Genomic DNA, 22,625 nt, shown 5'->3' with positions numbered 1-22,625 from the left:
TCCTGCCGATGAAAGAACGCTTCCCTGCCCTCATCGCCCTGTTCCTGCTGACCGCACTGGTCATAGGCACGTGGTGGGCGGCCGACTATGCGCAGCGCGCCGTGCAGGTCGATCCGCCGCGCCGCCTGACGCACGAGATGGACAGCTGGGCGCGCGGCTTCGTCATGCTGCGCACCGATCCCACGGGCAAGCCCGTCAACCGGCTCGAGGGCGACTACGCCGAGCACTTCCCCGACGACGACTCGTACCACGTCACGGCGCCGCGGGCCATCGGCCAGCACGAGGGCAATCCCATCACCGTGGGCATCTCGAAGACCGCCGTGGTCGAGGCGGGCGGCGAGCGCATCGTGATGAACGGAGACGCGCACATCCATCGCCAGCAAGACGCGCGCAACGATCCGCTGGACGTGCGCAGCCAGCAGCTCATCATTCTTCCCGACGAAGACGTGGTCTATACCGATCTGCCTGCGCAAGTGTTAAAAGGCAACTCACGCATGAACGGTACGGGCATGCACTACGACAACAAAACACGGCAACTGCGGGTATCGTCGTCTTCGGACGTCGAGATCGCCGGATCCGAAACGCGCAAGCGCCAGCAAGGCGAAGGCGCGCCGGACGCCAACACGACACAGAAACAACCAAAACAACCATGACTCTTCCGATCGCCTCCGCCCTGCCCCGCCTGTTCTGCGCCCTGCTGCTGGCCGCCGTGTGCGCGCATGCGCAGGCCCAGAACGGCTCGTCCGGCAAGGGCGGCGGGGCCGCCCAGGAAGAAGAGCCCAGCACGCTCATCCTGTCGGACACCCTGCACTACGACGACATCAAGCGTCTCAGCATTTTCACGGGCAACGTCGTGCTGACCCGCGGCCTGATGAAGCTCAACGCCGACCGCCTCGAAGTCCGCGAGGACGCGCAGGGCAACCAGCTGGGCACCGCCACGGCCAACAAGGGCAAGATGGTGACGCTGCGCCAGGAACGCCCCGAGACCTTCGAAACGCTGGAAGGCGTGGGACTGCGGGCGGAATACGACGGCGGCAAGAGCCAGTTCGACCTGATCGGCCAGGCCGTGGTCACGCGCTACATCTGCGGCAAGCCCTTCGATGTCATCCGCGGCCAGCGCGTGCGCTACAACGACAAGACGGGCACCTACGAAGCCGAGGGCGGACCCGAGTCGTCCGCGCCCGGCGGCCGCGTGCGCTCGCTGGCCGAACCTCGCGCCAAGACCGATGCCGCCATTGCCCAATGCCGCGCGCAGCAAGGCCGCAAGCCGGCCGCCGATTCCGCGAAAGCCAAGTAATCGCCGTCGGCATGCCTCCTACCGCCTTACGCTCCACGATGATCCAATCCAATCAGTCAGTCCTGTCCGATGCCGTCGCCGGCACCAAGCGGGGGATCCTGCGCGCCACCGGCCTGCGCAAAACATATAACGGCCGCACCGTGGTGCAGGACGTCTCGCTGTCCGTGTCGGGCGGCGAAGTGGTCGGCCTGCTGGGGCCCAACGGCGCCGGCAAGACCACCAGCTTCTACATGATCGTCGGCCTGGTGCCAGCCGATGCCGGGCGCATCGAGATCGACGACGCGCCCATCACCTCCATGCCGATCCACAAGCGGGCGCGTCAAGGGCTGTCGTATCTGCCGCAGGATGCCTCGGTGTTCCGCCGCCTCACCGTCGAGCAGAACATCCGCGCGGTGCTCGAACTGCAGCTCGACGCCAATGGCAAGGCCCTGTCGAATGCCAAGATCAAGGAAGAGCTCGAGGCGCTGCTGGACGAACTGCAGATCGGCCACATCCGCGGCAACGCGGCCATCTCGCTGTCGGGCGGCGAACGCCGCCGCGTCGAAATCGCACGCGCCCTGGCGACGCGTCCCCGCTTCATCCTGCTCGACGAACCGTTCGCCGGCGTGGACCCCATCGCGGTGATCGAAATCCAGCGCATCGTGCGCTTTCTCAAGGGCCGCGGCATCGGCGTGCTGATCACCGACCACAACGTGCGCGAAACGCTGGGCATCTGCGACCGCGCCTACATCATCAGCGAAGGCAAAGTCCTTACCGACGGCCATCCCGACGAGATCGTCGGCGATCCTGCCGTACGCCGCGTCTATCTCGGCGAACACTTCCGGATGTAAGCGTCCGAAATCCCGGCGCTCGGCGTCTGCGGACACCCCCGATACGTCCCCCGGCGCGGTCACAATTTAGGTGATCCGCGCCGCTTGTTTTGGGCGGCAGAGTCTATACACTAGGTATTGAAGACCATTTGATGACAGCTCTACAGGAGGATCGCCTAACGACTCGACACGCGCATCCTGCGCACCGTTTTTTCTCTTTTTTTGAAGGAGAGCAACTTATGAACCTGAGCATCTGCGGTCGTCATCTCGACGTCACCCCGGCCATCCGGGAATATGTCATGAACAAACTGGCGCGAGTGCTACGGCATTTCGATCACGTCATCGATACCCAGGTCATGCTCTCAGTGGAGCCCCTGCGCCACCGAGCCGAGATCACCATGCGCCTGCGAGGCAAGGACATCCATTGCGAGGCAGTGGACGATAACCTCTACGCAGCCATCGACCTGCTGGCCGACAAGATCGACCGCCAGGTCCTGAAGCACAAGGACAAAGTGCAGAGTCACGCCACCGATTCCGTCAAGCGGCAAGCAGCCGCCATGGCGCAGCAGTCGGTGTGATGCCAGATGGCGTCCATACACTGAACGCCTGTGCCTGACTCAGGGTCCGTAGCGGCCCACAGCCCGATGTCCCGCGGTAAGCGCTACCCTGCCGGGACATCGGCCGCCAGGTTTTCCCATCGCGCAACCCCTGCTTGCTCCGACTGCCCTTCCCAGGCCAGGCAGCATGCGGCTATGCTTGTGAATCAACTCGCGGTGCCCGGGGCGTCCCCGCGGCCGCCCCGCCTTCCCGGCGGCGCGCCGGCGGGCCGCCGGAGATCCGGACCACGTCTTTTTTGCACTGCGACATAAAAACTTATAATACTTCGCATGAATCATCTGTCGCGCATCCTTCCCGTCGGCAACGTCGTGCTCGACATGCCGGCCACCAGCAAGAAGCGGGCATTCGAACAAGCCGGCTTATTGTTCGAAAACCATCATGGCCTGGCCCGCTCCGTCGTGTTCGACAGCCTGTTTGCACGCGAACGCCTGGGATCCACCGCATTGGGACAGGGCGTGGCCGTACCCCACGGCCGCGTCAAGGGCCTGGACCAGGCGCAGGCCGCGTTCCTGCGCCTTGCCCAGCCGATCCAGTTCGACGCTCCCGACGGCCAGCCGGTCAGCATGCTGCTGTGCCTGCTGGTTCCCGAAACCGCCACGCAGCAGCACCTGGACATCCTGGCCGAACTGGCGCAGCTGATGTCGAACAAGCCGCTGCGCGATGCGCTGGCCACCGAGGCCGACGCGACCGCGGTGCATCGCATGCTTACCACCGGACAACTCTGATACCGCCATGCTCACCGTCCAGGAACTGGTCGACGACAATGCCGACAAGATCCCGTTCCACTGGATAGCCGGCGCCAATGCGGGCGACCGGGCCATCCCCGACGACGGCATGGCCGCCGCCGATCTGGTCGGCCACCTCAACCTCATCCACCCGTCGCGCGTCCAGGTCTTCGGCCAGGAAGAGCTGGCGTATTACACGCGCTTCGACCTGCGCCGCCGCATGCACCATATGGACGAGCTGCTGATCGGCGGCGTGCCGGCCATCCTGCTTGCCGACGGCCTGACGCCGCCGCAAGACCTGGTCGACCAATGCGAACAGCATCAGGTGCCGCTGCTGTCCACGCCCGTGGCCGCCGCGCAGCTGATCGACCTGTTGCGCATCTACCTGGGCAAGAAGCTGGCGCCCACCACTACCGTGCACGGCGTGTTCATGGACGTACTCGGCCTGGGCGTACTGATCACCGGCGAATCCGGCCTGGGCAAGAGCGAACTGGCGCTCGAACTGATTTCGCGCGGCCATGGCCTGGTGGCCGACGACGCGGTGGAGTTCTCGCGCACCGCACCCAACATGATCGAAGGCCACTGTCCGCAGCTGCTGCAGAACCTGCTCGAAGTGCGCGGCCTGGGCCTGCTGGACATCCGCACCATCTTCGGCGAGACCTCGGTGCGCCGCAAGATGCGCCTGAAGCTCATTGTGCACCTGGTGCGCGCCAGCGCCCAGGACAAGTTCGAGCGCCTGCCGCTGCAGGACATCACGCAGGACATGCTGGGCCTGCCCGTGCGCAAGGTCATGCTGCAGGTCGCGGCCGGCCGCAACCTGGCGGTGCTGGTCGAGGCCGCGGTGCGCAACACCATTCTCAAGCTGCGCGGCATCGATACGCTGGGCGAGTTCATGGAACGCCAGGCCATGGCGATCCTGCAGAACAGCAAGTAGGCAGCGGACCGGCGCGGCGCGGCGCGGCGCGGCGCGGCGCGGCAGCATTGCGGCTCAGGGCCGAACGGCCGCGATGAAATATTCCCTTGACGGTCGTCCGGTAACATCTAGACGTGTACCGGATGGGCGTCATCAGGGTGCGGAAATCCGCCCCCCATGGGCCGGCAGGCAGCGCCAGCAGCCCCGGGGCCAACTTTTCAGCCGTCAATCGCCGTAAACCGTGCCACAATCACTGCCATGTTGAGCGTCGTCCTAATTACCGGTATCTCAGGCTCCGGCAAGTCCGTCGCCCTGCGCATGCTGGAAGACACTGGCTACACCTGCATCGACAACCTGCCGGTGCGCTTCCTCAGTGAGTTCATCGCAACGACCACTGCCGATGACAGCATGGAACGCGTGGCCATCGCCATCGACGTGCGTTCGCCCGGCGAACTGGCCGAGCTTCCCGACGCCATCAAGGCACTGCGCGCCATGGGCACCAGCCTGCGCGTCGTCTTTCTCGATGCCGACACGGGCACGCTGGTCCAGCGGTATTCCGAGTCGCGCCGCCGCCATCCGCTCACCGATCGCGCGGCCCGCCTGGGACGCAATCCCTCGCTCACCGGCTGCATCGCACTCGAGCGCGACATGCTGGCGCCGCTGCGCGAACAGGCGCACGTCATCGACACCTCGGGCCTCACGCCCGGCCAGCTGCGCGCCTGGATGCGCGACCTGATCCAGGCCGACCGCGCGCCGCTGGTGCTGACCTTCGAATCCTTCGCATACAAGCGCGGCGTGCCCAACAGCGCCGACCTGGTGTTCGACGCGCGCTGCCTGCCGAACCCGTACTACGACAGCACGCTGCGCCCGCTCACCGGGCGCGACGAACCCGTCGCCAACTGGCTGGCCGGATTCGACGTGGTGTGCCACATGATCGACGACATCACCGCGTTCATCCGCCGCTGGCTGCCCGAGTACACCAAGGACACCCGCAACTACCTCACCGTGGCGGTGGGTTGCACGGGCGGGCAGCACCGCTCGGTGTACGTGGTGGAACAGCTGGCCCGCATTTTTTCCGACCACCAGCCGCTGCTGGTGCGCCACCGCACGCAATTGCCGGACGAATGACACTGCCGACCATCGAACCATGACCCTGTCCCGCTCGTATGCCCTCGTGGCGATCCTGCTTCTGGCCGCTGTCATGGCGGGATGCTCGTCCACCGGGAAACGGCCCAGCGCCAGCGCGGGCGGCGGTGGTTACTACAAGGACGATGGCCCGGGCGACAATCCGCCGGCCGACATTGAAGCCATCCCGGATGCCGTGCCAAGGCTCGAGCCCCTGGCCAGCGGGGCCAACCGGCCCTACGTGGTGTTCGGCAAGCGCTACGTGCCCAATGTCGAAGAAAACCCGTTCCGTCAGGAAGGCGTGGCCTCGTGGTACGGCCGCAAGTTCCATGGCAATTCCACGTCCAACGGCGAGACCTACGACATGTACGCCATGACGGCCGCGCATCCCACGCTGCCGATTCCCAGCTACGTACGGGTCACCAGCAAGATCAACGGCCGCACCGTCGTCGTGCGCGTGAACGACCGCGGGCCATTCCACAGCGACCGCATCATGGACCTGTCGTACGTGGCGGCCTACAAGCTGGGCATCATCGGGCCGGGCAGCGGGCCCGTCACCGTCGAGCGCATATTGCCCAACGAGATCCGAACGATGCTGGCCAACGGAGGCCCCGCCGCGTCGGACAACGCGCCCGTGGCCACGCCCATTGCGGCGGGCAGCGGCAGCCAGGCGTCGGCACTGCCGGCAAGGCCCGCGCCGCCGGCCGTCTCCGTTCCCGCCGGCATGGTGACGCCGGCTTCGGCCACGCTGCCCACCGGCGCCTATTACCTGCAGGTGGGCGCCTTCAGCCAGCAGGCCAATGCGCAATCGCTGGTCAGCCGCATCAACACGCAGCTGGGCGGCGACATCCCGCCCGCCGTCATCGAGCAGAGCAACCAGGTCTATCGGGTGAAGATCGGGCCGTACGCCAATCGCGAAGCCGCGCTCAGCGCTGTGCAGCAGGTGTCCGACCGCACCGGCATCCTGCCTTCTCTGGCCTCGCGCTGAACGGCCGGCGCATGAGCCCGGCCGCCGGACCGGGCTAAAAGGGCAGTACCGCCTGGCCGTCGGCCACGCGCCGGGCCCGGGCATCCGGCCCGACGTAACGGTGCCCCTCGTGGGCCAGCAGTTCGTGCTTGCGCGCCAGGCCGCTGCTGAAGCCGGTCAGCGAGGTGTCGTAACCGATCACGCGATGGCAGGGGATGAAGACCACCAGCGGGTTGCGGCCCACCGCGCCGCCCAGCGGCCGTATCGCCTTGGGCCGGCCGATGCGGCGCGCCAGTTCGCCATAGCTGATCACTTCCCCGAACGACAGTTCCTGCAGCCCGCGCCAGACCTGCCGCTGGAATTCGGTGCCCACGGGCTGCATCGCCACGTCGAAATGGCGGCGCTGGCCGGCGAACCACTCGGCCAGTTCTCGCTCGGCCTGCCGCAGGACGGGGGTGGATTCGCACAGCCAGTCGGCGGGCGCCGCCGGGATCTCGCCATCCACGAAGAATGCCTCGCACAGTGCCGCGCCGCGGCAGACCACGCGGAGCGTGCCCAGGCGGGTGGCGACGTCCTGATACCGCAGCACGGCGTCGTCCGGCGATGGTCCGTCCGTCATGCGTGCTGCTCCTTGCGCGCCAACGCGCGGTTGTACAGGCGGTCGCGCGGCTGGCCGGTGACCCGCGCCGCCACGCGCACGGCATCGCGCACCGACAGGCTTTCCAGCAAGGCATCCAGCAGGGCATCGGTCTGCGGATCGGCCTGATCATCGCCGTCCTCGTCCGCGGGCGCGGACACGGCCTCGTGCACAATCAGCACGAACTCGCCCTGCCCGCGGTGGGCGTCGGCGGCCAGCCAGGCGGCCGCGTCGCCCAGCGGCAGGGTGGCGATCTCTTCGAAGCGTTTGGTCAGTTCGCGCGCCACGGTCAGGCGGCGTGCCGGACCGCACACCTCGAGCAGGTCGGCGAGCGTGGCCGCCAGGCGGTGCGGCGACTCGAACATCAGCACGGGCGCCGGCAAGGCGCACCACGTGCGCAGCCAGCGCTGGCGCGCGGCGGCCTTGGACGGCGCGAAACCGGCGAAGGCGTAGGCGGGATTCTCATCGGACGTGGCGCCGCTGCCCATCAGCGCCGCGATGACGGCGCTGGGACCGGGGATGGGCACCACGCCATAGCCGGCTTCGCGCACCGCGCGCACCACCCGGGCGCCCGGATCGCTGACGGCCGGCGCGCCGGCGTCGGAGACCAGCGCCACGCGCTGGCCCTGCGCCAGGCGCTCGCAGATCGCCTGCGCGGCCGCCGCTTCGTTGTGGCGATGGGCCGCCATCAAGGGGGTGGCCACGCCCCAGGCATCCAGCAGCGTGCGGCTGGCGCGCGTGTCCTCGGCCGCGATGACGTCGGCCCGCGCCAGCGCGTGCCAGGCTCGCAACCCCAGGTCGCCGAGATTGCCGATGGGCGTGGCCACGACGTACAGCGTGGCCTGCGGCCAATGCTGCGCGGCCACGCGTTCGGCCACGCGCCGCCACGCATCGCCCGCAAGCGGTGAGACATCTTCATTCATCGCATAGCTTCGCGGCAGTGAGAACTGTGCCAGTGTAGCCCCTGCCACGAATCTGCCCCGACCGTCCCGCGAACCCGCCAGGCCCTTCGCGATGCCTGCACCGTGTCCATGGCCGACGGGCTCACATCGAAAAGACCGGCTCGACCCTCGCGCCATGCCAGACGACCATTCCGATCCTTCCACCCTCGCCTACGCCCTGGCCGCCGAACGCCGCCGCCGCATGCGCAAGCGCCGTCCGCGCACGCGGCGCGCGGGCGCGGACGAGGCGGATCCTCCTCGCCTGTCGCCCACACAGCGGCGCGGCCTGGCGTTCGAGGAACGGGCGCTGGAACTGCTGGCACGCCATGGCCTGCAGCCCCTGGCGCGCAATCTGCGCGCGACGCCCGGCGAGATCGACCTGGCGCTGCGCGATGGCGACACGCTGGTCCTGGTGGAGGTGAGGGCGCGCGGCAGCGAACGCTACGGCGGCGCGGCGGCCAGCATCGACCGCGCCAAGCAGCGCCGGCTGGCGCGCGCCGCGGCGCTGCTGCTGCCGCGCCTGGCGCAGCGGCACTGGAACGGCCGGCTCCCGCCGGTGCGATTCGACGCCGTGCTGTTCGACGGCGCCAAGGTGGAATGGGTGCAAGCCGCCTTCAGCGTCGACAACGGATAGTGAGATAATGCCGGCCATGGATATGACCTCCCGGATGACGTCGCATTTCCGCGATGCGATCGTCCTGTTCGAAGCAAGCATGCACACCCTGGCCGCGCCCCTGGCCGCCGGGGTCGACGTCCTGTTCTCGGCCCTGGCCAACAACGGCAAGATCCTGGCCTGCGGCAACGGCGGCTCGGCGGCGGATGCCCAGCACTTCATCGCCGAACTGGTCGGCCGTTTCGAGCGCGAACGCCTGCCGCTGGCGGGCATCACGCTCAGCGCCGACACTTCCATCCTCACCGCCGTGGGCAACGACTACGGCTTCGACGAAGTGTTCGAACGCCAGGTCAGCGCCCTGGGCCAGCCGGGCGACGTGCTCGTGGCGCTGTCCACCAGCGGCAATTCACCCAACGTGGTGCGCGCCATCGAAGCCGCGCGCGACCGCGACATGCACGTCATCGCCCTCACCGGCAAGGGCGGCGGCATCATCGGGGAACTGATCACGCCGCAGGACGTCCATCTCTGTGTCGGGCACGACCGCACCATGCGCATTCAAGAGGTCCATGGCCTGCTGCTGCATGCGCTGTGCGACGGCATAGACGCCCTACTGCTAGGAGACACCGAATAATGACCCGCGACGCATCCGTCGTCCGCGCGCCGCTGCTGGCGGCCGCCCTGGCCTGCGCCATTGCCCTGCCGGGCTGCGTGCCCCTGCTGGTGGGCGGCGCGGCAGCCACCACGGCCGTGGTCGCCACCGACCGGCGTACCTCGGGCATCCAACTCGAAGACCAGAACATCGCGTTCAAGGCGCAAAGCCAGATCTCGCAGAAGCTGGGCGACGCCGCGCGCGTCAACGCCACCGCCTACGAAGGGCGCGTCCTGCTCACCGGCGACGTGCCTACCGAAGCGGCGAAGGCCGAGGCCACTTCCATCGCGCAGCGCGTCGAGCACGTCAAAGCCGTGGTCAACCAGCTCAACGTGGGCCCCGCCGCCTCCTTCGGCACGCGCAGCAACGATTCCTGGCTCAGTTCCAAAGTTCACACGGCGCTGCTCAATGCGCGCTACGTGCCCTCCAGCGCCATCACCGTCACCACCGACCGGGGCGTGGTGTACCTGATGGGCAAGGTCACCAAGGTCGAGGGCGACTACGCCGCCTCGTCGGCGGCCGGCGTCGGCGGCGTCAGCAAGGTCGTCAAGCTGTTCGACATCATCAGCCGCGACGAGGCCGTGCGCCTGTCGGGCGGCGCCAGCAACCAGGTCGAGCCGGCCAAGCCCGAATCCTCCGCCACGCCCGCTTCCACCCAGGCGCCCATCGAGAACGGCCAGGTCGGCACGACCGGCACCGATGCGGGCGGCGCCTTGCAGACGATGCCCATCAAATGAAAAAGCTGATCCTCGCCCTTGCTGTCGTGGTGGCCGCCGGCATCGGCGGCTGGTTCGTCTGGCGTCCCGCCCCCACCGCGCCCGACGTCACCTTCACCATGCTGGACGGCAAGCAGGTCAGCATGCACGACCTGCGCGGCCAAGTCGTGCTGGTCAAGTTCTGGGCCACCAGCTGCGTCACCTGCGTGAAGCAGATGCCCGACACCATCAAGGCGTACAACCAGTACTCGGCGCAGGGCTACCAGGCAGTGGCGGTCGCCATGGCCTACGATCCGCCCAACTACGTGCTCAATTTCGCCGAAACCCGCAAGCTGCCGTTCCCGGTGGCGCTGGACACCAAGGGCGAACTGGCCAAGGCCTTCGGCGACGTCCGCCTCACGCCCACGGCCTTCCTGATCGACAAGCGCGGGCACATCATCAAGCGCTACCTGGGCGAATACGACCAGGCCGAGTTCCACGCCACGGTGCAGAAGGCGCTGGCGGGCTGATCGGCGCGCCAGCATATCCAGGCGACAGGCGGCGCCGCTTATCGCGGCGCTTCAGGCGGCACGGCCGGATTGCCCCCGTCTGCCCGGGTAAGCATCTCCGATATCTTGGCCGCCAGCGCATCCAGCGCAAACGGCTTCGTGATCATTTCCATGTTCGTGCCTAGAAAACCCGCACGGATCGCCGCGTTCTCGGCATAGCCGGTCACGAACAGGATCGGCAGGTCGGGACGATGCTGGCGTGCGGCCTCGGCAAGCTGCCGCCCGTTCATGCCGGGCAAGCCCACGTCGGAGATCATCAAGCGAACGGGGCGGTCGGACCGCAGCACGGCCAGCGCGGCTTCGGCCTCGGCGGCCTCCACCGGCTGGTACGACAACTCTTCCAGCACGTCCTTGATCAGCAGCCGGACGGACGCGTCGTCTTCCACTACCAGCACGTGCTCGCCCGCCCCGTGCGGCGCCTGCGTCGGAAGCTTGGGCGCGACGTCGGCCGGCGCCGTCTGCGAACTGCGCAGATAGATGGATACCGCCGTGCCCACGCCTTCCCGGCTGTGGATGCGGACCTGGCCGCCGGACTGGCGCGCAAAACCATAGACCATGGACAGGCCCAGGCCGGTTCCCTGGCCCACCGCCTTCGTGGTGAAGAACGGTTCGAACGCCTTGTCGACCAACTCCGGCGACATCCCCACGCCGGTGTCCGTGACGCTCACTATCACGTACCGTCCCGGACTCAGTTCCGGGTTGACGGTGGCGTAGTCGTCTCCGATGTCGATAGCGCGGGCTTCCACGGTCAGTTGCCCGCCGTCAGGCATTGCGTCGCGGGCATTGATCACCAGGTTCAGGATCGCGCTCTCGAGCTGGTTCGCGTCGGCGACCGCATGCGGCAGTTCGTCCCCGGTGACGATGCGCAGGTCGATCGATTCACGCAGCGTGCGCCGCAGGAGTTCGTGCAGGGACCGCAGCAGCAACGCCACGTCCAGCGGCTTGGCATCCAGTGACTGGCGGCGCGAGAACGCGAGCAGCCGGGCGGTCAACGTGGCGGCCCGTTGCGCGGACGTGGAGGCCGCCTCCATGTAGCGCTCCAGGCCATCGAATCGGCCGGCGTCCATCCGGCGGCGCATGATGTCCATCGCGCCGATGACGCCGGTCAACATGTTGTTGAAATCATGGGCGATGCCGCCCGTCAGTTGGCCCACCGCCTCCATTTTCTGGCTTTGCCGCAGTGCCGCCTCGGCCTGCATCAAGCGCGCGGTACGCTCCTGCACGCGCTCTTCGAGCGTTTCGTTCAAAGCCAGCAGGCGCGCGTTGCTTTCGGCCAGTTCCTGACGGGCACGATCGCGCTCGACCAGGCGGTCCCGCATTTCGAACTGCCTGCGGCGCGAACGGATCGCCGAATCGATGGCGCTGAGCAGCGAATGGCGGCCCAGGGGGCGCTCCAGCACGATGGCATTGCTGAACATCGTCCAAAGCCGCGTGCGAATCAGTTCAGTGGACCGCGCCTGCGCCGTGCGCGTTGCGGCGAGGATGACGAACGGGATATCGGACCAGTCGTGCTGCCGCTTCAGGGCGGCCTGCAGCTCGTCGGCGCCGGACCGCAGAGCCTCCTCCGTCAGCAGCACTACGCCTACGTGCTCGTCTAGCGCCGCGGCAAGCGAAGCAAGATCCGCATGCACCGTCGCGGGGTAGCCCTGTCTGAGCAGCAATTGGGCGGCGCTGTCCGCATCGCGGCCATAGGGCGCGCAAATGAGGACTTCACGCCCCTCGGCCGTCGGGCTAGCCATGGCTATTCCGGCTTTCCATCAATGGTTTCGACTCGCCGGTATATTCCGGCGTGCCCGTCATGACGCCCCGGAAGGCAGTAAGCGGCTCGCCCACTCTGACGCCGGAAACATCGATCCTGAGCTCGCGGATCGCGTCTTCGTGGGGGCCTCCGCGGTTCTTCACGACCGAGATCGCCTTGCGCATCCGGCCGCCGGCTTCGAAGAAACGCAACAGCAGCACCGCATCGGCGACATACGAGATGTTCAGATTGGTGGACATCGATCCCAGCAGGCCCTGCTGCGGATTGATGAGGAGGGTGACGACGCCCTTCTGGCTGAGATAGGAAAGCAGCTCGTGCATCTGCAGGATCAGTTGCCTCTCTTGCTGCATCGCCGCCATATAGCCGTTCAGGCTGTCGATCACCAGCATCTTGATGTTCCGCTTCTCTACTTCGCGCCTGACGAGCGAGGTGAACTCGCCCGGCGACAGCGCGGCGGGATCCACCTGCTTGATGGCCAGGGACCCGTTCTCGATGTACCGACCAATGTTCAGTCCGAAGGCCTGCGCGCGTGCGCCCAGCGTGCCGACGCGCTCGTCGAACTCGAATATCGTCGCACACTCTCCGCGCGCGCAGGCAGCATGCAGGTACTGCAGCGCGATGGTCGTTTTCCCGGTGCCCGCCGGCCCGGTGATCAGCGTGCTGGTGCCGCGCAGCGGGCCGCCGTTGAGCAGAGAATCCAGTTCCGGCACGCCGCTGGAAACGGGCTCGCCCGTGAACGGGGCATGATGATCCGCCGCCACCAGGCGCGGGTAGATCTCGAGGCCGCCGGTGCGGATCGAGAAATCATGGTAGCCCGCAAGAAAATCCACGCCGCGCAGCTTCTGCACGTGCAGACGCCTGCGCGACGGGCCATAGTCCAGCGTCAGGCGCTCGAGGCTGATGACGCCGTGGCACAGGCTGTGCAGGTCGGAATCCTGCCCCCCGCCCATCCCGGTCATGTCATCCACCAGAATCACCGTGGAATTGCGGCCCGCGAAGAATTGCTTCAGGGCCAGCACCTGGCGACGATAGCGCATGGGGTCCTGCGCCAGCAGCCGCAGCTCGGACAGGCTGTCGAACACGACGCGCTGCGGCTGCAGACGATCCACTTCCTGCTGGATCAGCTTGATTGTCTCGCCCAGTTCCATCTCCCACGGGTGGAGAATAGACTGCTCGCGGCCGTCGCCTATGACCTGGTCGACGGCGCTGAGTTCGAAGACTTCGAAATCGTCGATGTCCCAACCATGCGAAGCTGCAACTACCGCGAGCTCTTCGCGCGTTTCGGACAAGGTGACATAAAGCGATCGCTGCCCTTCCTGCACGCCCGCGCGCAGGAATTCGAGCGCCAGGGTGGTCTTGCCGGAGCCAGGCGCCCCCTCGACCAGATAGAGGCGTCTCGGGGGCAGCCCACCATGCAGGATGAAATCCAGTCCCGCATTACCGCTGCTGATCAGATCCATTTCTGCCCTCCCTTGCAGGTTGTTCCGGCGCAAAGGGCGCCGACACCTGACGACAGGCCTACTACCTAGGGCAGACGGCCTGCGGTCGTCCTGGTTACATCCTAGACGGCTTCGCCGGTCATGGCGCGTGCAAGTGTTCGTGGTTGTTACCACCGATATCGTGACACGTCACCATTTTTAGGTCGGCGTGCACGGAGGGCGCCCACGCCGGGAGAGGGCGGCAACAGAGGATCAGAAAGCAGGGACCACCGCGCCCTTGTACTTCTCGGCGATGAACTTCTTCACGGCATCGGTCTGCAGCGCCTGCACCAGCTTGCGCACGTTCTGCGCGTCCTTGTTGTCGTCACGCGCCACGACGACGTTGGCGTAAGGCGAGTCGGAGCCCTCGATGAACAGCGCATCGCGCGTCGGCACCAGGCCGGCCTCGAGCGCGTAATTGGTGTTGATCAGCGCCAGGTCCACGTCGCCCAGCGCGCGCGGCAGGATGGCCGCCTCGAGTTCGCGGAACTTCAGCTTGCGCGGGTTTTCGGCCACGTCCAGCGGCGTGGCCACGATGGTGGAAGCGTCCTTCAGCTTGATCAGCCCCTGCTTCTGCAGCAGCAGCAGCGCGCGGCCGCTGTTCGAGGGATCGTTCGGGATGGCCACGGTGGCGCCTTCCTTCAGTTCGGACAGGTTCTTGATGCGCTTGGAGTACGCGCCGAACGGCTCGACGTGCACCAGACCCACCGGCACGAGCTTGGTTCCGCGGTCTTTGTTGAAAGACTCCAGGTACGGACGATGCTGGAAAAAGTTGGCGTCCAGCTCCTTATCGGCCAGTTGCAGATTGGGCTGTACGTAGTCGCTGAAGACTTTGATGTCGAGTTCGACGCCTTCCTTGGCCAGCGTGGGCTTGACCACCTCGAGGATCTCGGCATGGGGAACCTGGGTAGCCCCGACGACCAATTTCTCGGCCGCGGCCGTGCCGGCCGCCAGACCCAGGGAGGACGCCAGGATGATGGCGCGCAGAATATTGAAACGCATGGGTAGCCTCGCTCGTTGTGGGTATGAACGGATGCACCGCCCGCCGGGCCGGACCGGATCGTGTCCGGCCCACGGGCGCGCAGGGTTGCTCAATTTACCGAAAAGCGCGGCGGCTTGCCGGTATAACGACATCGATTTGCGGCATAAGCCGTTCGGCGAGTCTACAATCTGCCGTATGCTTGTACCCCTGCATCTGCGCACGGGCGCAGGCATTTTTTCCAATTGGCCTTCATTTATTCGTAATACGCCATGACCGACACACCCGACCCTGCCGCCGTATCGTCTCCTGCCCTGAAAGCCGCCGTGCTGTCCGAGGCGCTGCCTTATATTCGACGATTCCATGGCAAGACCATCGTGGTGAAGTACGGCGGCAACGCCATGACCGAAGAACGCCTGCAGCGCAGCTTCGCCCATGACGTGGTGCTGCTCAAGCTGGTCGGCCTGAATCCCGTGGTGGTGCACGGCGGCGGCCCGCAGATCGACGACGCGCTGCGCCGCATCGGCAAGCAGGGCACGTTCGTGCAGGGCATGCGCGTCACCGACGCCGAGACCATGGAAGTGGTCGAATGGGTGCTGGGCGGCCAGGTCCAGCAGGACATCGTCATGATGATCAACGAGGTCGGCGGCAAGGCCGTGGGCCTCACCGGCAAGGACGGCGGTCTCATCCAGGCCCAGAAGAAGTTCATGGCCAACAAGGAAAACCCGTCCGAGCCCATCGACATCGGTTTCGTCGGCGACATCTCCCGCGTCGAACCGGCCGTCGTCAAGGCCCTGCAGGACGACCAGTTCATCCCGGTCATCTCGCCCATCGGCTATGGTGAAGACGGCACCGCCTACAACATCAACGCCGACGTGGTCGCCGGCAAGATGGCAGAAGTGCTGGGCGCCGAGAAACTGCTGATGATGACCAACACTCCCGGCGTGCTCGACAAGAGCGGCAACCTGCTGCGCAAACTGTCGGCACAGACCATCGACGAACTGTTCGCCGACGGCACCATCTCGGGCGGCATGCTGCCCAAGATCTCGTCCTCGCTGGACGCCGCCAAGAACGGCGTGAACGCCGTGCACATCGTCGACGGCCGCGTCCCCCACTGCCTGCTGCTCGAGATCCTCACCGACCAGGGCGTCGGCACCATGATCAGCGCGCATTGATGCAGGCGCGCCGGCATCTGCTGCGGCCAGCGGCGCGCCAGCGCCGCAGCCGGCGCATCGCCACCGGGGTGCCGCAGCGGCTGTGGCTGTTCGACCTCGACAACACGCTGCACGACACCTCCCACGCCATCTTCCCGCGCATCAACCTGGGCATGACGCAGGCGGTGGTGGAAGCCCTGGGCGTGGACGTCGACGCCGCCAACCTGCTGCGCACCCAGTACTGGAAGCGCTACGGCGCCACGGTCATCGGGCTGGTGCGCCACCACGGCATCGACGCCGGCAGCTTTCTTTTGCGCAGTCACGACTTCGACGTGGCGCCCCTGATCCGCGCCGAACGCGGGCTAGCGCAGCGCCTGCGCAGCCTGCCGGGGCGCAAGGTGCTGCTGACCAACGCGCCGTTCCATTACGCGCGCGCGGTGCTGCGCCACCTGGGCATCCTGAACCAGTTCGACAGCCTGTGGGCGCTGGAGCACATGCGCCTGCACGGCGAGTTCCGTCCCAAGCCCTCGCCCGCCCTGCTGCGCTACGTGCTGGCGCGCGAGGGCGTGCCGGCGTCCCGCGCGGTGCTGGTCGAGGACACGCTGGACAACCTGCGCGGCGCGCGGCAAGTGGGACTGCGCACGGTGCACGTCTATCACCCGGGTACGCCGTTTGCTAAATCCCATGCACGCAACCGGCCTGGTTACGTGGACTTACGGGTAAACTCCATCCGCGACCTGCTGCTGCGCCGCCGCCCCTTGCGTGGGTGACCGCGGACGCCCCTCCATCCACCGCCCCGATATACAGGCCCTTGCCATGGCCAGCAAACCCGGCGAACGAAAGCAACAGATCCTGCAGACCCTGGCCGAGATGCTCGAGCAGCCGCATGCCGCTCGCATCACCACCGCCGCGCTGGCCGCGCGCATGCAGGTGTCCGAGGCCGCGCTATACCGGCACTTCGCCAGCAAGGCGCAGATGTTCGAAGGCCTCATCGAGTTCATCGAGACCAGCATCTTCACGCTGGTCAACCAGATCGGCGCCACCGAGCCCGACGGACTGGCCCAGGCGCGCAAGACCGTCTCCATGCTGCTAGCCTTTTCCGAGCGCAATCGCGGCATGACCCGCGTGCTGACCGGCGATGCCCTCGTCACCGAAGACAACCGGCTGCAGGAACGCATCAACCACATCAACGACCGCATCGAGACCACGCTGAAGCAGTGCCTGCGCACCGCGGCCAGCGACGGCGCGCTGCCCGCCGATTCCGCGGTGGCGGCGCACGCCAGCCTGCTGACCCACCTGGTGCTGGGTCGCTGGCTGCGCTATGCGCAAAGCGGCTGGCGCGTCTCGCCCACCGCCCACCTGGAAGAGCAGCTGCGCATCGCGCTAGGGCCGGTTCACGCGCGCACCTAGCCCGCCGACCGCGCGTTCGTATTCTTCCCGGAAGGTGGCAAGCGAGCTTGCCAGCACGGTGGCCGCGCCGTCCACCAGGCCGCAGCGGCCCGATCCCGGCAACAGGCCGGCAAGATTCTCCAGTGCCTGCAGATCCGTCGGACGCCCCGCCCCGCATTCGATGCGTTCCAGGATGCGCGAAATCTGGTGCGTGCCTATCTTGCACGACGAGCACTGCCCGCACGAATTGGCGGCGAAGAAAGCCACATACTCGGCCGTCTTGCGCAGGATGCTGGTGCCCTCGCTTACCACGATCATCGCGCCCGTGCCCAGGCGCGAGCCTCGCGCGCGCAGGCTGTCGAAATCCAGCGCCACGTCCAGGTCGGCAGCGGTGAGCAGCGTGTTCGACGGGCCGCCCGTGAACACGGCCTTGAACGCGCGTCCCCCCAGCATCCCGCCGCCATGCGTATAGATCAGTTCGCGCAGCGAGGTGCCCATGGGCAGTTCGTGCAGCCCGGGCCGCATCACGTCGCCGGACAACGAATACAGCTTGGTGCCGGCCGCCTGGCCGATGCCCAATGCGGCGTACCACTCGGGTCCGTGGCGCAGGATGTGCGGCACGTGGGCAAAGGTCTCTACGTTGTTCACCAGCGTGGGCGCGCCATGCACGCCGGCTTCGGCCGGGAATGGCGGCTTCAGCGAGGGAAACGGAAACCCGCCCATTACGCTGGCGACCGCGGCGGTTTCCTCGCCGCCCACGTACAGGCCCGCTCCGGGCGTGACCCCGAGGCTTGGCGGCCGCCCCACGGCCAGCGCCACCCGCGCCAGCAGGGGATGGTCGCGCCATGCCTCCACCGCGCTCGTCATGGCCCGCAGCGAATCGGCCTGGTGCGGATTGACATAGAAAGCGATGTGGTCGGCCCCCACCGCCAGCGCGGCGATCAGGGCTCCCTCGATGACTTGATGCGGCGTACGCGACAGCAGGAAGCGGTCCTTGAACGTGCCGGGTTCGTCCTCGTTGCCATTGCAGATGATCCATTTACCGTACGGTGCCAGCGCCGGCTGATCGCGCACGGCCGCCCATTTGCGATGCGTCGGGAAGCCCGCGCCGCCCAGGCCGCGCAGGCCGGCAGCTTCGATACAGGAAACGATCGCGGCCGGATCGGCAAGGGCGCGTTCCAGTCCCTGCCCGCCGCCGGCTGCCAGCCATGCGGGCAGGTCGGCGCCGACCTGGTTCGATGCGGCGGTGAGCACGAGCGTCATGCGGCGATTCCCCTGTCGCGGGCGATGTCGAAATTGCCATAGGGCGGAAACACCATCGGCGCCTTGCGGGCCAGAGGCAGCGATTGCCGCAGCAGCGAGCGGCGCCAGTCGGCCAGGTGGTTCAGCCCCACGTTGCGCGGCCGCTCGCCGCGCGCGTCCATGGCGGCCGCCGCCCCCGCGTGGCGGCCGAACACCACCAGCTCGAGCAGCGCATTGCCCATCATGCGATTGCGTCCGTGCAGTCCGCCCGTGACCTCGCCGGCGCACAACAGGCGAGGCACGGGTGTGCGGCCCTGCGGATCGATCACCACGCCCCCGTTCTGGTAGTGCAGGGTGGGACGGACCAGGAATGGTTCGTTCGCCGGGTCGAACCCGGCGCGCTGCGCGAGATGGCGCAGCGTGACCAGGCTGCTCTGCAGGACGCCGGGCTTGGCCTGCTCGAGCATGGGCGTGTCCAGGAACACGCCTGTCTTGCCGTCGCGGGTCACGCCGCGACCCTCGGCGATCTCGCGCAGGATGGCGGAGGCCACGATGTCGCGCGGCTGCAGTTCGTCCACGAAGCGCTCGCCCTTGCCGTTGACCAGGAAGGCGCCGCTGGATCGCGCCGCCTCGCTGACCAGCGCGCCCTCCATGTGTGCCGGCCACGCGATGCCGGTAGGATGGTATTGGAAGCTGTCGACATCGCGCAGCGGCGCGCCGAGCCGATAGGCCAGCACCAGTCCGTCAGCCGTGGCCCCGTAATGATTCGACGTGGGAAAGCCCGCGAGATGCAGCCGGCCCGCTCCGCCCGTGGCCAGCACCGTGGCGCCGGCACGCGCCAGTACGGCACCGCCGCGCGCCAGGTCATGCAGCACCGCGCCCGCGCAGTAGCCGCGGTCGTCGCTCAACAGCTCCAGCGCGGGATGCCGGTCGAGCACCGTGATGCCGGGCTGCAGCAACACCGCTTCGCGCAGCGCGCGCATGAGCTCCAGCCCCGTGAAGTCGCGATACGACAGCAGGCGCGCCGCGGTGGCGCCGCCCGGCTTCTTGCGCAGCAAGGTGCCGCCCATGCGCTGGCTGCCGTCGGTCAGGTCGAAGCTCATGCCTTCCTGGATGAGCCAACGTATGGCCTCGGGTCCGCCCGACACCAGCTCGGCCACCAGGGTCTTGTCGGCGGCGTAGTGGCCGGCGCGCAGCGTGTCCTCGAAGTGCCGCTGCAGGCTGTCGTCCGCGCCCACCGCGGCCTGGATGCCGCCCTCGGCCATCACGGTATTGCTGTCGCCCAGACGCAGCTTGGTGGCCAGCAGCACGCGCGCCCCGGCGCGCGCCGCGGTCAGCGCCGCCACGCAGCCCGCGCCGCCGCCCCCGATCACCAGCACGTCCGTATCCAGCGGCGGAGCGCCGGCGATGTCGACGTCCTCCAGCAGGGAATCGGCCTGGAGCAGCTCGGCCAGCGCGGCGGGACAGTCCTGGCCGGCGCTGGCGCCGACGAGCAGTGTCGCCATCGCGCCAGGCCGGCGGTCGGGATGAAAGCCCGCCAGCAGTTCGGGGACCGGCAGATCGAGCGCCCGCGCCGGCGCCGGCGCGGCGGACCGCCAGGCCCGCAGCGCGTCTTCATGTGGGATGCCGGCCGCGATCATGATGGGCTCCGGTGCGAGCCGGGATCCTGCGCGGGCGGATTGGCGCCGGGCGCGTCGAAGTCGATGGGCTGCAGTCCCGCCTCGATCTCGCGCAGGCGGGTGATGAGGTCCGATGGGCGCAGGGTCAGCGAGGCGCTCATGCGCCGCACGAACTGTCCCAGGTGCGCGGGATCGATGTGCTCGGGACAGGCGGCAACGCAGAGATTGCACAGCACACAGTGGTCGAACAACGCGGCGGCCGCGTTGGCCTGGCCCGCGGCGGCCAGGTTCACCATGCGCTGCACCTCGATGCCCTTGGGACAGGCGCGGTCGCAGCCGCTGCAATGGCGGCAATGCCTGGCCTCGGGAAACACGGCGTCGATCTGGTCGAGCGCGGTCCAGCTGTCGGTGAGCGCGCGCAGGTCGTAGGCATGCACGCGGCGAGCGGGGAAGTGGTCGACGAACGAGACCTGCATTCCGTCCTCGACGAGCATCTCGCACGCCAGCGCGGTGCCGGCCAGGCGCTCGCCGCGCCGGCGCACCAGCACGCGGCAGGCCCCGCAGGCGCCCTGCCCCATGCAGCCTACGTTCTCGGTAAGCGGATAGCCGGCCTGCAGCCAGGCCTGCAGCAGCGACACACCCGCCGCGGCGTGAATGGAATGGCCGTCGAAGGTCAACTGGACTGCGCCGGAAGCGGCGGCATGGTCGGACATGATGGCACCTCCTGTGCGGCGTGGATCACCAGAAGCCAAGCACCTTCCACCACAGGTTGCCCAGGATGGCGTAGATGATGAGCTCGATCACGCACATGACGAATCCCACGCGCCACCACGTGCCCAACGTCACGTAGCCGCTGCCGAAGATGATCGGCGAGGTGCCGGTGGCATAGTGCGTCAAAGTCATCATGATGGTGGATCCGGCCGCCATCATCAGCAGGAACGGCGCGACGTAGTCGGGCGGCACCAGCGCCACGCCGACGGTAAGGAAGGCCAGCATCATGGCGCTGATGTGCGCCGTCGTGCTCGCGAAAAAGTAGTGCGAGAAGACGAACAGCAGCACCAGCAGACCGGCCGCGGCTTCCCAGCCCAGGCCCGCCGACACGATGCCGTTCTTCAGCAGGTTCGAGAACCAGGCGATGACGCCGGTCTTGTTCAGCTGCTCGGCCATCATCACCAGCGCGCCGAACCAGATCAGCGTGTCCCAGGCGCTCTTCTCGGACAGCACGTCGTCCCAGTCGAGGGTGCCCGTGATGATGAGGATGAACAGGCCCAGAAAGGCGACGGCGGTAGGATCGAGCGTGAAGGCGGGACCGAAGATCATCGCCGGCACGTTGGCCCACAACACCAACAGGATGGCGAAGGTTCCGATCATGACGCGTTCGCCGCCGGACAGCGGCCCCATGCGGGCGAGCTCGGTGCGCGCATACTCGACGGCATGCGGCGTGGTCTTGACCTGGGGCGCCGCCAGGAACGACAGCAGCAAGGGCATCAGCAGCAGGCAGACCAGGCCCGGCAACAGCATGCACTGCGCCCAGGTGGTCCAGGACAGGTGCAGGTTCTGGTTGGTGACGCGCGCGATGTAGTCGACCACCAGCGGATTGGGCGCCGTCGCGGTGACGAACATGCCCGAGGTGATGGTGTTGGCGTGCATGTTGACCAGGGCCAGGTAGGTGCCCATCTTGCGTTCGGTGCCCTTGGCCGGATCCGAATCGAACGCGCTGGCGATGGATTTCATGATCGGATGGACGATGCCGCCGCCGCGCGCAGTGTTGCTGGGCGTGAAGGGGGCCAGCACCAGTTCGCACACCGCCAGACCATAGCCGATGCCCACGGTCTTGCGCCCCAGCAGCGAGATGAAGATCAGGCCGATGCGCTGGCCCAGCCCCGTCTTCTTCAGCCCGCGCGATATCAGGATGGCCACGACGATGAGCCAGATCAGCGGGTTGGCCAGGCTCGACAGGGTATCGGCGATCGCGCCCCGCGATGACGTGGACGTGACCTGCGACAGCGCCACGATGGTCATCGCCATCATGGCCATGACGCCGATGGGCATCACCTTGAGAATGATGGCCAGGATGGTCGTGAGGAAAATGGCCACGAGCGCCCACGCCTTGGGCGTCAGCCCGTCGGGCACCGGCAGCAGAAGCATGACGAACAGGAAGACCGTTGTGATGGCGGCGGGCAACAGTCGAAAGGGCACGCTTTTCTGAAAATACAAAAGCACTGCCTTCAGCCGGTCGAACATGACGGAGTCCTTGCGGAGTGATCACGCGACGCGTCCTGCCGCCCCCATTGACGGTTCTGGCCGCGACATGGCCAGCATATAGCGAGCCTTGGCGACCCGTATTGATTTTCGTCAATGCAATCTGTGGAGACGATTGCCAGACGGCTTGCCGACAAGGCGCCGCCCATGAGCCGTGCCGCGGAAGGGCGGGCCGCCTTACCGGC

The 22,625-nt window shown here is 67.3% G+C and carries 24 protein-coding genes; 15 read left to right on the top strand and 9 right to left on the bottom strand.

The features are described 5' to 3' along the window. Positions 1 to 8: 8 nt before the first annotated feature. The 8 genes from lptC (at position 9) to CAL15_RS02465 (ending at position 6,475) form a co-directional block, all read left to right on the top strand. Positions 9 to 653, top strand: a complete 645-nt coding sequence (lptC, locus tag CAL15_RS02500; RefSeq protein WP_086077190.1) for an LPS export ABC transporter periplasmic protein LptC — start codon at positions 9 to 11, stop codon at positions 651 to 653. Then, entirely contained in the window at positions 650 to 1,297 is a 648-nt protein-coding gene (gene lptA / locus CAL15_RS02495) for a lipopolysaccharide transport periplasmic protein LptA (protein ID WP_086077189.1), read from the top strand. Before lptC ends, lptA begins: the two co-directional genes overlap by 4 nt. 38 nt (positions 1,298 to 1,335) lie before the next feature. Then, complete coding sequence (gene lptB / locus CAL15_RS02490; protein WP_086077188.1) at positions 1,336 to 2,127, top strand: LPS export ABC transporter ATP-binding protein; 792 nt, start codon at positions 1,336 to 1,338, stop codon at positions 2,125 to 2,127. A gap of 218 nt (positions 2,128 to 2,345) precedes the next feature. Further along, positions 2,346 to 2,684 (top strand): ribosome hibernation-promoting factor, HPF/YfiA family, encoded by a 339-nt coding sequence (gene hpf / locus CAL15_RS02485; protein WP_086077187.1) that lies wholly within the window; start codon positions 2,346 to 2,348, stop codon positions 2,682 to 2,684. A 309-nt stretch (positions 2,685 to 2,993) separates the two neighbouring features. Further along, a complete protein-coding gene (locus tag CAL15_RS02480) occupies positions 2,994 to 3,449 on the top strand; it encodes a PTS sugar transporter subunit IIA (protein ID WP_086077186.1) in 456 nt (151 codons plus the stop codon). 7 nt (positions 3,450 to 3,456) lie between these two features. Next, on the top strand, positions 3,457 to 4,383 hold the full coding sequence (gene hprK / locus CAL15_RS02475; protein ID WP_086077185.1) for an HPr(Ser) kinase/phosphatase: 927 nt from the start codon (positions 3,457 to 3,459) through the stop codon (positions 4,381 to 4,383). Positions 4,384 to 4,620: 237 nt separating this feature from the next. Continuing rightward, positions 4,621 to 5,490, top strand: coding sequence for an RNase adapter RapZ (rapZ, locus tag CAL15_RS02470; RefSeq protein WP_086077184.1), 870 nt, complete (start codon positions 4,621 to 4,623; stop codon positions 5,488 to 5,490). A 19-nt stretch (positions 5,491 to 5,509) separates the two neighbouring features. Beyond that, positions 5,510 to 6,475, top strand: coding sequence for a septal ring lytic transglycosylase RlpA family protein (locus CAL15_RS02465; RefSeq protein ID WP_086077183.1), 966 nt, complete (start codon positions 5,510 to 5,512; stop codon positions 6,473 to 6,475). Between the two features lie 34 nt (positions 6,476 to 6,509). Here the strand turns inward: CAL15_RS02465 and CAL15_RS02460 are convergent, their stop codons facing one another. Together CAL15_RS02460 and rsmI are read right to left on the bottom strand one after the other, a co-directional pair. Further along, positions 6,510 to 7,073 (bottom strand): methylated-DNA--[protein]-cysteine S-methyltransferase, encoded by a 564-nt coding sequence (locus CAL15_RS02460; protein WP_086077182.1) that lies wholly within the window; start codon positions 7,071 to 7,073, stop codon positions 6,510 to 6,512. Further along, on the bottom strand, positions 7,070 to 8,014 hold the full coding sequence (rsmI, locus tag CAL15_RS02455; RefSeq protein ID WP_086077181.1) for a 16S rRNA (cytidine(1402)-2'-O)-methyltransferase: 945 nt from the start codon (positions 8,012 to 8,014) through the stop codon (positions 7,070 to 7,072). Before rsmI ends, CAL15_RS02460 begins: the two co-directional genes overlap by 4 nt. 154 nt (positions 8,015 to 8,168) lie before the next feature. Between rsmI and CAL15_RS02450 the strand changes: the two genes are divergently transcribed. From CAL15_RS02450 to CAL15_RS02435, 4 genes are read left to right on the top strand one after another with little or no spacing between them, the layout of a single operon-like run. Beyond that, positions 8,169 to 8,666 (top strand): YraN family protein, encoded by a 498-nt coding sequence (locus CAL15_RS02450; protein ID WP_086077180.1) that lies wholly within the window; start codon positions 8,169 to 8,171, stop codon positions 8,664 to 8,666. Between the two features lie 16 nt (positions 8,667 to 8,682). Continuing rightward, positions 8,683 to 9,276, top strand: a complete 594-nt coding sequence (locus tag CAL15_RS02445; RefSeq protein ID WP_198299129.1) for a phosphoheptose isomerase — start codon at positions 8,683 to 8,685, stop codon at positions 9,274 to 9,276. Next, the gene (locus CAL15_RS02440; protein ID WP_086077178.1) at positions 9,276 to 10,031 is read left to right on the top strand and encodes a BON domain-containing protein; all 756 of its coding nucleotides are present in this window, start codon (positions 9,276 to 9,278) and stop codon (positions 10,029 to 10,031) included. Before CAL15_RS02445 ends, CAL15_RS02440 begins: the two co-directional genes overlap by 1 nt. Then, complete coding sequence (locus CAL15_RS02435) at positions 10,028 to 10,519, top strand: peroxiredoxin family protein (RefSeq protein WP_086077177.1); 492 nt, start codon at positions 10,028 to 10,030, stop codon at positions 10,517 to 10,519. The genes CAL15_RS02440 and CAL15_RS02435 overlap by 4 nt, the downstream gene beginning before the upstream one ends. A gap of 38 nt (positions 10,520 to 10,557) precedes the next feature. On the opposite strand, the gene CAL15_RS02430 is transcribed toward CAL15_RS02435, so the two are convergent. The 3 genes from CAL15_RS02430 to CAL15_RS02420 form a co-directional block, all read right to left on the bottom strand. Further along, on the bottom strand, positions 10,558 to 12,297 hold the full coding sequence (locus CAL15_RS02430) for an ATP-binding protein (protein ID WP_086077176.1): 1,740 nt from the start codon (positions 12,295 to 12,297) through the stop codon (positions 10,558 to 10,560). Continuing rightward, positions 12,290 to 13,777 (bottom strand): ATPase domain-containing protein, encoded by a 1,488-nt coding sequence (locus CAL15_RS02425; RefSeq protein WP_086077175.1) that lies wholly within the window; start codon positions 13,775 to 13,777, stop codon positions 12,290 to 12,292. Before CAL15_RS02425 ends, CAL15_RS02430 begins: the two co-directional genes overlap by 8 nt. 231 nt (positions 13,778 to 14,008) lie before the next feature. Further along, positions 14,009 to 14,797 (bottom strand): MetQ/NlpA family ABC transporter substrate-binding protein, encoded by a 789-nt coding sequence (locus CAL15_RS02420; RefSeq protein ID WP_086077174.1) that lies wholly within the window; start codon positions 14,795 to 14,797, stop codon positions 14,009 to 14,011. 249 nt (positions 14,798 to 15,046) lie between these two features. On the opposite strand from CAL15_RS02420, the gene argB reads away from it, so the two are divergent. The 3 genes from argB to slmA are packed head-to-tail and all read left to right on the top strand — an operon-like array spanning position 15,047 to position 17,338. Further along, positions 15,047 to 15,949: an acetylglutamate kinase gene (argB, locus tag CAL15_RS02415; protein WP_086077173.1), complete on the top strand. Its 903-nt coding sequence runs from the start codon at positions 15,047 to 15,049 to the stop codon at positions 15,947 to 15,949. Then, positions 15,949 to 16,698: a pyrimidine 5'-nucleotidase gene (locus CAL15_RS02410; RefSeq protein WP_086077172.1), complete on the top strand. Its 750-nt coding sequence runs from the start codon at positions 15,949 to 15,951 to the stop codon at positions 16,696 to 16,698. The genes argB and CAL15_RS02410 overlap by 1 nt, the downstream gene beginning before the upstream one ends. Positions 16,699 to 16,744: 46 nt before the next feature. Beyond that, entirely contained in the window at positions 16,745 to 17,338 is a 594-nt protein-coding gene (slmA, locus tag CAL15_RS02405) for a nucleoid occlusion factor SlmA (RefSeq protein ID WP_086077171.1), read from the top strand. Here slmA and CAL15_RS02400 read toward each other — a convergent pair. From CAL15_RS02400 to CAL15_RS02385, 4 genes are read right to left on the bottom strand one after another with little or no spacing between them, the layout of a single operon-like run. Beyond that, positions 17,312 to 18,580 carry a complex I 51 kDa subunit family protein gene (locus CAL15_RS02400; protein ID WP_086077170.1) on the bottom strand — a complete coding sequence of 423 codons (1,269 nt, stop codon included), beginning with the start codon at positions 18,578 to 18,580 and terminating at the stop codon, positions 17,312 to 17,314. The genes slmA and CAL15_RS02400 overlap by 27 nt on opposite strands. Further along, positions 18,577 to 20,196 carry an FAD-binding protein gene (locus CAL15_RS02395; RefSeq protein ID WP_086080884.1) on the bottom strand — a complete coding sequence of 540 codons (1,620 nt, stop codon included), beginning with the start codon at positions 20,194 to 20,196 and terminating at the stop codon, positions 18,577 to 18,579. Before CAL15_RS02395 ends, CAL15_RS02400 begins: the two co-directional genes overlap by 4 nt. Continuing rightward, entirely contained in the window at positions 20,196 to 20,891 is a 696-nt protein-coding gene (locus tag CAL15_RS02390) for a 2Fe-2S iron-sulfur cluster-binding protein (RefSeq protein WP_086077169.1), read from the bottom strand. The genes CAL15_RS02395 and CAL15_RS02390 overlap by 1 nt, the downstream gene beginning before the upstream one ends. A gap of 25 nt (positions 20,892 to 20,916) precedes the next feature. Continuing rightward, complete coding sequence (locus CAL15_RS02385) at positions 20,917 to 22,422, bottom strand: DASS family sodium-coupled anion symporter (protein ID WP_086077168.1); 1,506 nt, start codon at positions 22,420 to 22,422, stop codon at positions 20,917 to 20,919. Between the last annotated feature and the right edge of the window lie 203 nt (positions 22,423 to 22,625).

It is taken from the genome of Bordetella genomosp. 13 (assembly GCF_002119665.1).
Taxonomy (GTDB): domain Bacteria; phylum Pseudomonadota; class Gammaproteobacteria; order Burkholderiales; family Burkholderiaceae_B; genus Bordetella.
The sequence above is the reverse complement of the archived record's forward strand: the minus strand, read 5'-3'. Positions and strand labels throughout refer to the sequence as shown.